Origin of the sequence: Frateuria sp. Soil773 (genome assembly GCF_001428405.1) — a bacterium.
Taxonomy (GTDB): domain Bacteria; phylum Pseudomonadota; class Gammaproteobacteria; order Xanthomonadales; family Rhodanobacteraceae; genus LMSL01.
In genome coordinates, this window is sequence record NZ_LMSL01000041.1 from 124,590 (window position 1) to 136,491 (window position 11,902).

An 11,902-nucleotide genomic window follows, 5' to 3' on the forward strand; every position below is an offset into this window, starting at 1 on the left:
AAGCCATGTCACGCATCGATGAAACCCTCGCCATGGACCGCCGCCGCTTCCTGCGCGCCGCGCTCGCCGGCGGCGCGGTCGCGGTGGCCGGCGGCAGCCTGCTGGCGCCGCGCCTGTTCGCGCGCGGCACCGCCGCGGCCATCCCGGCCGGCACCGCCGCGGGCGGCGACGTCCTGCTCGAATGCTTCGCCGACGACGGCCACCGGCTCGGTCCCTGCCACGTGCGCAAGCTGGTGCTCACCGATGCGCAATGGCACCAGCGTCTGTCCGACGACGCGTTCTACGTGATGCGCCGCAACGGCACCGAGCGCGCCTTCAGCGGCCCGCACGAACGCCCCGGCCCGGGCCTGTACCGCTGCGCCGGCTGCGACACCGCGCTGTACGACGCCGCCACCCAGTACGACTCCGGCACCGGCTGGCCCAGCTTCTGGCAGCCGATCGCCAGGGCGAACGTCGTCGAAAGCCGCGACCGCGCCTTCGGCTGGGAACGCACCGCGATCAGTTGCGCCGGCTGCGACAGCCACCTCGGCCACGTCTTCGACGACGGCCCGCGCCCCACCGGCCTGCGCTACTGCATGAACTCGGTGGCGCTGCGCTTCGTGGCGGCGACGAGCGGGTAGGCGCTGCGGACCGACGACTCGACCCGGCACGAAACCGCGGTCGCCGGCCGACCGTGCCACCCGCCATGCACCGCCCTCCCGCGCGCAGGCGCGGCATTGACGCAGCGCCGCCGGCCCAGTGAGACTAGCCGGGCATCGTCCACCCGATGCCCAACCGTTGCGCGTGGGCTGCTGCCGCACGACCGAAGCCGAGGGCGCTTCGACGGACCCGGTCCGTCGCGCCCGGCTCCGGTCCATCGGACAAGGGCGCCCTCCACTGCCGGAGGACCCGCCATGCCCCATGCCGTTACCCACCGCCTCGCCATCGCCACGTCCTCGATGGTCCCGGGCATCCATCCGGACGACGCCCACCTGGCGGCCACGTTGCGCAGCCTCGGCATCGAGACGGTCGCCCGCGTCTGGAACGACCCTGGCGTGGACTGGTCGCGGCACGACGCCGTGTTGATGCGTTCGACCTGGGACTACTTCAAGCACTACGCCGCTTTCGCGGCATGGCTGGAACACCTGCCCGTCCCGACGATCAACGACCGAAGGCTGCTGCGCTGGAACGGCAACAAGCGCTACCTGCTCGAACTGGCGGCGCAGGGCATCGACATCATTCCCACGCAGATCGCATCGGCCGCTGACCTGCGGCAGACGCTGGCCGGCATGCCCGGCCGGGAAGTGGTCGTCAAGCCGACGATCAGCGGCACGGCCTGGCATACGGCGCGCGGCACGGTCGGCGATGCGGCCTTCGACCGGAAAGTCGCGCAGTTGCCGGAGGCGTTCGACTACCTGGTGCAGCCATTCGTACCCGAAGTCGTCAGCGAGGGCGAATGGTCGCTGCTGTTCTTCGACGGCGACTACAGCCACGCCGTGATCAAGCGCCCGACGGCCGGCGATTACCGCGTGCAATCCGAATTCGGAGGCTCCGCCGAGGTCGTCGATCCCGGCGCGACGCTCATCGCCAGCGCGAAGCGGGCCCTCTCGGCCGTGGCCGCGCTCGGCCATCCCGACGTCGCCTATGCGCGCGTGGACGGCGTGGTCTCGCAGGGCCGCTTCCTGCTGATGGAGCTGGAAATGATCGAACCCTTCCTGCACCTCGGCGCCCGCCCGGAAGCCGCGGAACGCTTCGCCCGGAACCTGCACAAGCGATTGGCGGCCTACTAGCCCGCCCGGCAGCCACCGGGACGCCTTTGCCGCGATGGAAAGCGGTACGGCGACCTGCGGATGGTCGCTCCGGGCCGAACGCAGGGTCCCTTTTCAATTTCAGAACCCGGCGTTCCGGTCGCAGAGCCCGCGTTCGAACCCTTGATCCAAATGCAGACGGGCCACATCGCCGCCATCGTTCGCCTGGGGCTCGTTACGCGTTCGAGATCATCACCTTCTGAACGATCTTCCACGTCCCATGGACCTTCAGGCAGGACAGCATATCCGTGAAGACACGCGGCGGGACCTGCAACTTCACCTTCAAGACCGCGAGATCTTTCTCGACATCTATCGACAGGACCTGGTCGTCTCGCTCGAAGCCCTGTTGTTTCGGAGCCATCATGTTGCGCACGGCGGCCAGCCACGTCGCAATCGGCGTCACGCTCGCGTTGCCGTCCTCGCCGATCTTTGTCACGGAACTCGATGGATGAAACAGGGATGCAAATTTTTCAGCATCCATTTCATAAGCGGCGTCGAAATAAGTCTGAGCGATCGACCGCAAAGCGGAAACATCCGGATCCATAGCTGCCCTCGAAGGTTGTCACGCCGAGCCGATTCAGGCGGCCCGGCAATTCCGTGCCAAGCGACAGGCGCCTGTGCATCGGCCGAAAAGTCCTGGCGTTACGTTGCTGCCGAGCAAGCGTAGGGCAGAGTGACTTATGAGACCATATCGTTTTCCAATGATAGCGTCATGAGCAATATTCATAATTCATGAGAAACGAACTGAACGAACTCGCTACTTTCGCGATGGTCGCCCGGGAACGAAGCTTCACTCGTGCCGCGGCGAAGCTGGGCGTTTCCCAGTCAGCGCTCAGCCATGCGATCCGCGGGCTCGAAGAGCGGCTCGATCTGCATCTTCTCGCTCGGACAACGAAGAGCGTCGCGCCAACCGCCGCCGGGGCCGCTCTCTTGAAAGACTTGTCTCCGGCGCTTGAGCAAATAGCCCAGGCCCTGGACAGGGCGCGAAGCGTCCGTCGTCGCCCCGCGGGCCGCCTTCGAATCGTGATGTCGCGCTCGGCCGCCGTAATGGTATTGCTGCCGCGGCTCACGGCATTCGCCGAGGCCTATCCCGACATCGTTCTCGACGTTGTCACCGTGACGGGTCCCGTAGACCTCGTCGCAGGCGAGTTCGACGCCGGCATCCAGCTCGGCGAGTACATCCAGAAGGACATGGTCGCGGTGCGCGTCACGCCGGAATTGCGACTGGCCGTCGTGGGATCGCCTGGCTATTTCTCGTCGCGAAGCATTCCGCAAAAGCCAAAGGATCTCAGCGATCATCGATGCATAACACTGCGCCTTCCGGGCGGTCCCTATCGATGGGAGTTCGAGCGCGGGCGAAAGTCGGTCACGATCAGCGTGAACGGGCCGCTCATCATCGACGATACCCACTTGGTGATCCAGGCGGCGCTCGCCGGGGCGGGGCTCGGTTTCGTCTATGAGGAGCAGGTCGCACAGGACATCGCTGAGCGGCGGCTCATCCGTGCCCTGGAGGATTGGACGCCGCCGATTCCCGGCTTCTTCATGTACTACCCCAGCCGTCAGCATCAGCCTTCCGCGCTGTCTGCGCTGGTGGACGCCCTGCGACTCCCGTGACAAGAGTCAAGGTGCCGCGGGCCATGGTGTTCCGGTCGTGCATACTCCTGGGACGCCTCATCGCCATGCACCGCGCATCGAGGTCCGGGCATCGGGTTGGCCTCCCTTCGCAAAAGCCCCTTCGCCGGTCTTTTCCGACAACGGGAACCTGCGACGATGGCGGCGGTCGATCACGACTCTTCCACTACCCGAGGCATGCCCATGGCAGTTCGCGTTCTTCCGTTTTCGCTCGGCGCCGGATTCGCGCTCTGGGCAGCCGCCGCATGTGCCGGCGCACCGGAGGGCGCGATGCCTCCCGCACCACCGGTGTCGGTGTTCGCGCCCGGCGTGGTCTCGGGGCCGGCGCACGATTCGGCGCCGGCCTTCTCGCCGGACGGGAACACGGTGTATTTCGGGCGCAGCAGCCCGGTGCAATCGGCGATCTACGTGGCGCATCGACGCGGCAATACCTGGTCCGAGCCGGAGGTCGCACCGTTCTCGGGCGCCTGGAACGACATGGAACCGGCCTTCGCTCCGGACGGCTCCTGGCTCGTCTTCGTTTCCAACCGCCCGGCGCGGGCCGGCGGGCCGCCGATCGAGGCGACCTACAACGGCAACACGCAGAAGGGCGGCAACCTGTGGCGCGTCGACCGGCGCGGCGACGGCTGGGGCGAGCCGGTGCGGCTGCCCGACACGGTCAACACGAATCCGTCCACGTTCGCGCCGAGCGTCGCCGCCGACGGCAGCCTGTGGTTCATGACGACGGACGCGGCTAGCGGCAAGTTCCGCCTCTACCGCTCGCAGTTCCGCAACGGGCGCTACGAAACCGCGCAACCGCTGCCGTTCAGCGATGGCCGCGCCACCGACGTCGATCCGGCGGTCGCGCCGGACGAGTCCTTCGTCGTGTTCGGTTCCGGCCGCCTGCCCAAGCGCGGCATCGACCTGTTCATCGCGTTCCGCGACGGCGGCAAGTGGAGCGAGCCGGTATGGTTCGGCGATATGGTCAACAGCCCCGGCTCGGATGCCGAGCCGCGCCTCGGCGCGGACCTGAAGACGCTCTACTTCAGCAGCGAGCGCGCCGTGCCGGTCGCGTTCCCGCGCAGCCAGGCGCAGGCGCGGGAAGACACCGCCCGCATGCTGGCCTGGGACAACGGCAACTACAACATCTGGTCCACGCCGCTGCAGCCGTGGCTCGACGCGCATAGGCATGCCGATGCGCAAGGCACGGCCTCGCCGGCGAAGCACGGGCATCGCGGCTGATTCCGGCCGCCGCGAGCGGCAGGACAACACGGCACGACAGCCGATGCGAACCGCTGGCCGAAGCCGCCCATCCGACGGATAGGCCGTCCCGCCGCCCCGTCAGTGCAGGGTGACGACGATCGGCCGATCCCTGGTGATGATCGTGTCCGTATTGCACGGACAGGCTGCCGCGTGCTCCAGCCAAGGCCTCGGCCGTCGGCCATCTCCGTCGCCGCGCGGCTCTTCGCCGAAATGAATGAAAGGCTCGATGGTGATGACCATGCCCTCCTCCAGAAGCCGATCGTTGGCTTGATCGAGGCATCCGGAGACACGCTCGGGTGCCTCGGGGAGGGCATGACCGATCCCCCACAAGGTTCTCGATGGCCCAAACCGCACGTCTTTGCGGCCCGCTGGGCCACCGCACCGATACGTTGATGGACTGGACCGCATGGGCTCGCCTCATCGCTTCCGCAGGAGACGTGTGGAATGGCGTGGCATAGGTACGCCCTCTGCGGATTAGTCAGGGGTACGGCCCGCGCCTCTCTCGTATCGCCGGAATAGCCGCCCAGCCCAGCCGAGACATCGGCGTTCGACCAGTCGCCTGCCGTCGGAAGTTGGCTAAATAATCCAATGTCACCCTTGCAGCAACCCATGTAAGAAAAGCCTGAAAAAGATGTAGTCCCAAGATCAAAGTGACCGACGCCATATGCGTCAGAAAAATGCGCAGTTAATATCCGTGCAACGAAACGCAATCATTAGCTCAACCTTTCAGAGTGGACAAAGCGCTACAGCGTTCGTTGCCAAGCCCATCCGTACAAGACCACTCCCCAATCACTTGAGCACGCAAGGGAGTCACAATGCGCATGCGTAGACCAATTGCGGCCGTTATGGCCGGAATTGCACTAAGTACTTTCACAGCAGAAGCCGCAGCCAAATCATCCACAAGCATTTCCATAACAATCAATGGAGATCCCAAACCCGGAAACACCGTAATCGTTCGCGCAACGCTCACCGGCTCTCATATCGTCACCGGACCTTATCCGACTTATCCGGGCGCCCCGAATTATTTCCCATCTGGCAGCATAGTCATCGCCGCCAACGGCGTGACCATGACCTCCCAACTTGCAGGCCTATGGAATTCCTACGCCAGCTGCGAACCACTCCTTTATACGCCTCCATTCGACACGATCTGCCATGGCCCATTAACCATCGTTGATTTTGCCTATGCCATACCAAAAGGCACCTCAAGCAGGATATTTGCCGCAGCATTTTTGGGCGACCCCGACAGCCACGGCTCGACCTCGACTCCTGTCGAAGTTAACGCAAGTTACCCAAGCATCACGCCAGTGCTCGACCTCCTTCTAAAACCAGGACAGTAATCCCATGAGAAAAGCCATATCTTTCGCACTCATCTCCGCAATGACCTTCAGCACCGCCGCATTCGCCCAAACCAATACGGGCCCTGTATCCATCCAAACGATATCCACTGGCTGGCTCAATGATTCCTTTGGCGTCGTCCCGACCACGACCACGGTCAACCCAGCTGGATGCGCAAATCCGGGAATCTACAATACGAAATCATCCCTTCCCGGCTACACCACCGTTTACGCAGCAGTACTGACCGCATACAACACCGACAGCAAAATCACTTTAATCATCAGCAACACCGAATGCGCAAATGGCTACCCCGAAATCATGGGCGTGGACATTTCCAAGTAAACAGCTCGAAAGCCAAGCAAGGGCCCCCTCTTGCTTGGCTTCATCCATTCCGCTAACGCCTTCACTTACTCCGGCCGGATATTCATAGGGCCGCACCCTGCAGGCACGGTTGAAAATTCGCAAGCAAAAAGTCCTGTCGGCAAAAATTCCTCTCTGACAACAAGAGAACCGGGTATAGGTTGCTATGGCCCGCGTCTAGGCCGACATGTGCATCGTCGCGTACATCTCGATCTCTGCCACCTTCGTCGCTGTGCAATGGCTGCCGCCGCTGGACGTCCGCATCGGCTGGTGGGTGGTCGCGGGCGGGCACTGGGCGTGTTTCGCCAGATGAGCGCTGTGCGCCGCATGGACCTTATGGCGCTCACACGCGCGCTGCGCGGGAACGGTTGCGATTGGTTGGCGCGCAGTAGCTCCAACGGCAAGTGACCCACAGCGCCATGGCCGGCCCCAGAGCTGCGCTCGGCGTCGACGTAGTTGCGCAGGCGCTGGCACGCGCCGCCGTACGGCGTGTACGGCATGCGGCCCTGTCTGCCGGAAACCGTCCGCTGACGCGGGATCGATATGCCCCCACAGGGGATGCGGTAGGTCAGCGCTTCCGGTAAGGCCCCAACAGCGCCGGATCGTCGAACAGCCCACAAGGCAGCAGGTAGCGCGGGTCGCGGCCGGCGGCGAGCAGTTCGCGGATGCGGGTCGCGGAGATCTCCAGGGAGGTGACGGCGAGGTCGAGCACCCTGCCCGCCGGCCGGTCGCGCAGGTCGGCGGCGTCGGTGCCGCGGCGGCCGGCGATCTCGCGTTGCAGTTCGCCGGGCAGCAGCGCTTCCACGCCGGGCCGGCTCAGTACGCCCAGGTGCGCCACCTCGAACAGTTCGCGCCAGCGGTGCCAGGAGGGCAGGCCGGCGAAGGCATCCGCGCCCAGCAGCAGCACGAGCGGACGGTCGCCCTGCTCCGCGCGCAGTTCATGCAGCGTGTCGATGGTGTAGGAAGGGCCGCTGCGGTCGAGTTCGCGCGTATCGAGCGTGAGCCGCGCCTGCCCTCGCAGGGCGGCGCGCAGCATCGCCGTGCGCTGCGCGGCACCGGCGATCGGCGGCGGGCGGTGCGGCGGCACGCTGGCCGGCAGCAGGCGCACTTCGGCATCGAGCAGTTCGGAGGCTTCCCAGGCCACGCTGAGGTGGCCGAGGTGGACCGGGTCGAAGGTGCCGCCGAAGAGTGCGAGCGGCTTCATGCCAGCGCGGCGGCGGCCCGCGGTTCGGCGATCGCCGCGATCAGGCGTTCGGCTTCCAGCCACGGCTCGCCCTGTTCGCGGCCCTTGGCCATGCGGTCGATCCGCGCGGCGCGGGCCAGGCACTGCAGCCAGTGCTCGCGCGGCGCGCGGCGCAGCGCCTTGCGGAACAACTGCTCGCGCGCCGGCCACAGCCGCTCGACCTTCGCCTGCGCGGCGAGGTCGCGCGCGTTGGCCAGGCGCAGCGCGAGCTGCAGCTGGTTGACCAGCCAGCCCATCAGCGCGATCAGCTCGTCGCCCTCGGCGCGCAGCCCGGCCAGGATGTGCAGCGCGCGGCCGCCGTCGCCGGCGAACGCGGCGTCGGTGAGCTTGAAGGCGTCGTAGCGTGCGCTGTCGGCGACCAGATGTTCCATCTCGGCCGCATCGATGCGGCCCTGGCCGTGCAGCACCACCAGCTTGTCGATCTCCTGCGCGGCGGCGAGCAGGTTGCCCTCGACGCGCTCGGCCAGCAGCGCGGCCGCATCCGGCGTGGCGCTCAGCCCGCGTGCGGCCAGCCGCGCGCCGATCCAGGAGGCCCACTCATGCGGCTTCGGCGCGTTGAACACCACCATCGTGCCGCTGGCGTCGAGCTTCTTGCTCCACGCGCCGTCGTGCTTGCTGCTCCACTCCATCGCGGTGATAAGCAGGGTGACGTCGGGCGGCGGGTCGGCGCAGAACTCGTTGATCGCCTTGGCGCCCTCGGTGCCGGGACGGCCGGTGGGCAGGCGCAGGTCGAGCAGGCGGCGCGTGGCGAACAGCGACATGCCGGCCGCGGCGCGGGCCAGGTCGTCCCAGTCGAAATGGTTGCCGACCTCCAGCACCTGGCGCTCGGCGTAGCCGAGCCTGCGCGCCTGCGCGCGCAGCGCGTCGGCGGCCTCCAGCACCAGCAGTTCCTCGCCGGCGAGCAGGTAGACCGGGCGCAGGCTGTCCGCGCCCAGCGCCTTCTGCCATTGGGCAGGGGTGAGCGGCATGGTTCAGGGTGTCGGGGTCGAGCCGGCGGCGGCCGGCGCCGCCGCTTCGTGCCTGCCGGCAGCCTGCAGGCGGAACAGGATCGCCTGCACCATGTCGTCGTTGAGGCTGTTCTGGATCGCCTCGACCTGCGCGGTGCTGCCGACCGTGTTGGTGGCGTCGTAGCTGTACTCGCGCGACATGTCGATGCGCTGCAGCGGCACCAGCACCTGGCCCGTCGCGTCGGCGACCTCGAACTGCACGTTGTAGTGCACGGCGTACTCGGTGATGCGCGCCGTGCCGCTGATGCTCAGCGTGTCGTTGCTGAACTGCGCCATCGGCACCTTGAGTTCGGCGATGCCGGGGCCACCCTGGTCCTCCACCGTCGCGCCGGAGCTTTCCAGCGCCCGCGCCAGGTGGCGCTGAAGATCGCGCCCGCCGTTGACGGTGAGGTGCAGGCGCTGCATCGAGGCGGGCAGCGCGGCGCTCTGGCGCAGGTGGAAGCCGCAGGCGGTCAACGCGAAACCGGCCATCAGCACCAGCGAAACCTTGAGCATGCGGGTCATGAATTCATCCTGCGACGATGTTGACGATCTTGCCGGGCACCACGATGACCTTGCGCACCGCCAGCCCTTCCATGAAGGCGACCACGTTCGGATGGGCCCGTGCCAGCGCCTCGACCTCCTCTTTCGAGGCGCCGGCGGCGACCTCGATGGTAGCGCGCAATTTGCCGTTGACCTGAACCGCCAGCGTCAGCGAGTCGCGCACCAGCGCGGCGGCGTCCGCCTGCGGCCAGGGCTGGTCTTCCAGCACCGTCTCGGCGTGGCCCAGCACCTGCCACAGCGCGTGGCTCAGGTGGGGCACCACCGGGTTGAGCAGCAGCACCATGGTTTCCAGCGCCTCGTGCCGCACCGCGCGGCCCTGGTCGCCCATGTCGCCGAACTTGCCCAGGGCGTTGAGCAGTTCCATCAGCGCGGCGATCGCGGTGTTGAAGGAGTGGCGGCGGCCCAGGTCGTCGCTGACCTTCTGGATGGTCTCGTGCACCTGCCGGCGCAGCGCCTTCTGGCCCGCGTCCAGCGCCGACGGATCGACCGCCGGATGGTCCGGCTGCGCCGCGTGCGTGGTCACCTCGCGCCAGAACCGGCGCAGGAAGCGCGACATGCCTTCCACGCCCGCCTCGCTCCACTCCAGCGACTGCTCCGGCGGCGCGGCGAACATCGAGAACAGGCGCACGGTGTCGGCGCCGAACCGCTCCACCATCACCTGCGGGTCGACGCCGTTGTTCTTCGACTTGGACATCTTCTCGGTGCCGCCGATCTTCACCGGCTGGCCGTCCGCCTTCAGCGTCGCGCCGACCACGCGCGCCTTGTCGTCGCGCCGGATCTCCACCGCGGCCGGGTTGATCCAGTCCTTCGAGCCGTCGGCGTTGTCGCGGTAGAAGGTCTCGGCGATCACCATGCCCTGGCACAAGAGGTTGGTGGCCGGCTCGTCCGACGCCACCAGCCCCGCGTCGCGCAGCAGCTTGTGATAGAAGCGGAAGTACAGCAGGTGCAGGATCGCGTGCTCGATGCCGCCGATGTACTGGTCCACCGGCAGCCAGTAGTTGGCGCGTTCGTCCACCTGGCCGTTCGCGCCGGGGCTGGTGTAGCGCGCGTAGTACCAGCTCGACTCCATGAAGGTGTCGAAGGTGTCGGTCTCGCGCTCGGCCGGGCCGCCGCACTGCGGGCAGGTGGTCTTGCGCCATTCCGGATCGGCCTTGATCGGCGACTGCACGCCGGAGAACGCCACGTCCTCGGGCAGCACCACCGGCAATTGTTCCTCCGGCACCGGCACGGCGTCGCACGCGGGGCAGTAGATCACCGGGATCGGGCAGCCCCAGTAGCGCTGGCGGCTCACGCCCCAGTCGCGCAGGCGCCAGTTCACCCGGCGCACGCCCTTGCCCTCGCGCTCGAAGCGCGCGGCCATCGCCTCGAAGGCCTGGCCGTAGTCCATGCCGTCGAACTCGCCGGAGTTCACCAGGTAGCCGCGCTCGGTATAGGCGCCGTCCTGCTGGATGGCGCGCTCGAAGTTCTCGATCACCTGCACTGCCGCGGCGGCGCCGTAGGCGTCGGTGCTGCCGCCGCGCAGCGCGGCGCGGACCGGATCGGCGCCCACGCCCTTGGACAGGTCGTGGTCGATCTCGGCCACCGCGTCGAGCACGGCGCGGTCGACCACCACCATCCTGATCGGCAGGCTGTATTTCTGGGCGAACTCCCAGTCGCGCTGGTCGTGGCCGGGCACCGCCATCACCGCGCCGGTGCCGTAGCCCCACAGCACGAAGTTGGCCACGAACACCGGGATCTTCTCGCCGGTGAGCGGATGGACGGCCTCGATGCCGGTGTCCATGCCGCGCTTTTCCTGCGTCTCCAGCTCGGCCTCGGACACGCCGCCGTGCTTGAGCTCCTCCAGGAAGGCGGCCAGCCGCGGGTTGCCCTGCGCCGCCTTCAGCGCCAGCGGATGCTCGCCGGCGATGGAGACGAAGGTGACGCCCATCAGGGTGTCGGGACGCGTGGTGAACACGGTGAGCGGCTCGCTTTCGCCTTCCACCGCGAAATGGATCTCCAGCCCCTCGGAGCGGCCGATCCAGTTGCGCTGCATGGTCTTCACCGCGTCGGGCCAGCCCGGCAGCGTGTCCAGGCCGTCCAGCAGCTCCTGCGCGTAGTCGGTGATCTTGAGGAACCACTGCGGGATCTCGCGCTTCTCCACCAGCGCGCCGGAACGCCAGCCGCGGCCGTCCACCACCTGCTCGTTGGCGAGCACGGTCTGGTCCACCGGGTCCCAGTTCACCACCGCGTTCCTGCGGTAGGCCAGGCCCTTCTTCATCAGCCGGGTGAACATCAACTGTTCCCAGCGGTAGTAGTCCGGGCGGCAGGTGGCGAACTCGCGGGTCCAGTCGTAGGCGAAGCCCATGCGCTTGAACTGGACGCGCATGTGCTCGATGTTCTGGTAGGTCCACTTGGCCGGCGCGGTGTCGTTCTTGATCGCGGCGTTCTCGGCGGGCAGGCCGAACGCGTCCCAGCCCATCGGCTGCAGCACGTTGCGGCCGTTCATGCGCTGGTAGCGGCTGATCACGTCGCCGATGGTGTAGTTGCGCACGTGGCCCATGTGCAGGGCGCCGGACGGGTACGGCAGCATCGAGAGGCAGAAGAACTTGGGCCGCGAAGGGTCTTCCTTCACTTCATAGGCGCGCTGCGCGTTCCAGTACTGCTGCGCGGCGGTTTCCACCGCCTGCGGCCGGTAGCCGGCCTCGCTGCCCTGTTCGTTCGAACCCTGCTCTTGGATGTCCTGCATGTTTCCGGTGCCGTTATGCCTGGTTTTT

At 67.0% G+C, this 11,902-nt stretch carries 12 protein-coding genes; 6 read left to right on the top strand and 6 right to left on the bottom strand.

The annotated features are described in order from the left end of the window. The first annotated feature begins 5 nt into the window (after nucleotides 1-5). Entirely contained in the window at nucleotides 6-620 is a 615-nt protein-coding gene (msrB, locus tag ASG87_RS16390; protein ID WP_056007690.1) for a peptide-methionine (R)-S-oxide reductase MsrB, read from the top strand. Nucleotides 621-893: 273 nt separating this feature from the next. After that, entirely contained in the window at nucleotides 894-1,769 is an 876-nt protein-coding gene (locus tag ASG87_RS16395) for a hypothetical protein (RefSeq protein WP_056007692.1), read from the top strand. Between the two features lie 193 nt (nucleotides 1,770-1,962). Here ASG87_RS16395 and ASG87_RS16400 read toward each other — a convergent pair whose 3' ends face one another. Beyond that, complete coding sequence (locus ASG87_RS16400; protein WP_056007695.1) at nucleotides 1,963-2,331, bottom strand: nuclear transport factor 2 family protein; 369 nt, start codon at nucleotides 2,329-2,331, stop codon at nucleotides 1,963-1,965. Between the two features lie 188 nt (nucleotides 2,332-2,519). Between ASG87_RS16400 and ASG87_RS16405 the strand changes: the two genes are divergently transcribed. Beyond that, nucleotides 2,520-3,401 carry a LysR family transcriptional regulator gene (locus ASG87_RS16405; RefSeq protein WP_056007697.1) on the top strand — a complete coding sequence of 294 codons (882 nt, stop codon included), beginning with the start codon at nucleotides 2,520-2,522 and terminating at the stop codon, nucleotides 3,399-3,401. Nucleotides 3,402-3,689: 288 nt separating this feature from the next. Further along, the gene (locus ASG87_RS16410) at nucleotides 3,690-4,640 is read left to right on the top strand and encodes a PD40 domain-containing protein (RefSeq protein ID WP_162258389.1); all 951 of its coding nucleotides are present in this window, start codon (nucleotides 3,690-3,692) and stop codon (nucleotides 4,638-4,640) included. 99 nt (nucleotides 4,641-4,739) lie between these two features. Here ASG87_RS16410 and ASG87_RS21265 read toward each other — a convergent pair whose 3' ends face one another. Further along, nucleotides 4,740-5,069 carry a M24 family metallopeptidase gene (locus tag ASG87_RS21265; protein ID WP_326937905.1) on the bottom strand — a complete coding sequence of 110 codons (330 nt, stop codon included), beginning with the start codon at nucleotides 5,067-5,069 and terminating at the stop codon, nucleotides 4,740-4,742. A 407-nt stretch (nucleotides 5,070-5,476) separates the two neighbouring features. Here ASG87_RS21265 and ASG87_RS20305 point away from each other — a divergent pair, with 407 nt between their 5' ends. Then, on the top strand, nucleotides 5,477-5,998 hold the full coding sequence (locus ASG87_RS20305; protein WP_157511137.1) for a hypothetical protein: 522 nt from the start codon (nucleotides 5,477-5,479) through the stop codon (nucleotides 5,996-5,998). Between the two features lie 4 nt (nucleotides 5,999-6,002). Continuing rightward, nucleotides 6,003-6,338 carry a hypothetical protein gene (locus ASG87_RS20310; protein WP_157511138.1) on the top strand — a complete coding sequence of 112 codons (336 nt, stop codon included), beginning with the start codon at nucleotides 6,003-6,005 and terminating at the stop codon, nucleotides 6,336-6,338. A 586-nt stretch (nucleotides 6,339-6,924) separates the two neighbouring features. Here ASG87_RS20310 and nadD read toward each other — a convergent pair. From nadD to leuS, 4 genes are read right to left on the bottom strand one after another with little or no spacing between them, the layout of a single operon-like run. Further along, the gene (gene nadD, locus ASG87_RS16420) at nucleotides 6,925-7,560 is read right to left on the bottom strand and encodes a nicotinate-nucleotide adenylyltransferase (protein ID WP_056007707.1); all 636 of its coding nucleotides are present in this window, start codon (nucleotides 7,558-7,560) and stop codon (nucleotides 6,925-6,927) included. Next, a complete protein-coding gene (gene holA, locus ASG87_RS16425; protein WP_056007711.1) occupies nucleotides 7,557-8,567 on the bottom strand; it encodes a DNA polymerase III subunit delta in 1,011 nt (336 codons plus the stop codon). The genes nadD and holA overlap by 4 nt, the downstream gene beginning before the upstream one ends. 3 nt (nucleotides 8,568-8,570) lie before the next feature. Then, a complete protein-coding gene (gene lptE / locus ASG87_RS16430; RefSeq protein WP_056007714.1) occupies nucleotides 8,571-9,110 on the bottom strand; it encodes an LPS assembly lipoprotein LptE in 540 nt (179 codons plus the stop codon). A gap of 4 nt (nucleotides 9,111-9,114) precedes the next feature. Beyond that, nucleotides 9,115-11,874: a leucine--tRNA ligase gene (leuS, locus tag ASG87_RS16435; RefSeq protein ID WP_056007717.1), complete on the bottom strand. Its 2,760-nt coding sequence runs from the start codon at nucleotides 11,872-11,874 to the stop codon at nucleotides 9,115-9,117. Nucleotides 11,875-11,902: the final 28 nt, after the last annotated feature.

Excerpts from the sequence above, each read along its gene's own strand:
- msrB (WP_056007690.1), top strand. The coding sequence starts at position 6 with ATGTCACGCATCGATGAAACCCTCGCCATGGACCGCCGCCGCTTCCTG.
- ASG87_RS16395 (WP_056007692.1), top strand. The coding sequence starts at position 894 with ATGCCCCATGCCGTTACCCACCGCCTCGCCATCGCCACGTCCTCGATG.
- ASG87_RS16400 (WP_056007695.1), bottom strand. The coding sequence starts at position 2,331 with ATGGATCCGGATGTTTCCGCTTTGCGGTCGATCGCTCAGACTTATTTC.
- ASG87_RS16405 (WP_056007697.1), top strand. The coding sequence starts at position 2,520 with ATGAGAAACGAACTGAACGAACTCGCTACTTTCGCGATGGTCGCCCGG.
- ASG87_RS16410 (WP_162258389.1), top strand. The coding sequence starts at position 3,690 with ATGCCTCCCGCACCACCGGTGTCGGTGTTCGCGCCCGGCGTGGTCTCG.
- ASG87_RS21265 (WP_326937905.1), bottom strand. The coding sequence starts at position 5,069 with ATGCGGTCCAGTCCATCAACGTATCGGTGCGGTGGCCCAGCGGGCCGC.
- ASG87_RS20305 (WP_157511137.1), top strand. The coding sequence starts at position 5,477 with ATGCGCATGCGTAGACCAATTGCGGCCGTTATGGCCGGAATTGCACTA.
- ASG87_RS20310 (WP_157511138.1), top strand. The coding sequence starts at position 6,003 with ATGAGAAAAGCCATATCTTTCGCACTCATCTCCGCAATGACCTTCAGC.
- nadD (WP_056007707.1), bottom strand. The coding sequence starts at position 7,560 with ATGAAGCCGCTCGCACTCTTCGGCGGCACCTTCGACCCGGTCCACCTC.
- holA (WP_056007711.1), bottom strand. The coding sequence starts at position 8,567 with ATGCCGCTCACCCCTGCCCAATGGCAGAAGGCGCTGGGCGCGGACAGC.
- lptE (WP_056007714.1), bottom strand. The coding sequence starts at position 9,110 with ATGACCCGCATGCTCAAGGTTTCGCTGGTGCTGATGGCCGGTTTCGCG.
- leuS (WP_056007717.1), bottom strand. The coding sequence starts at position 11,874 with ATGCAGGACATCCAAGAGCAGGGTTCGAACGAACAGGGCAGCGAGGCC.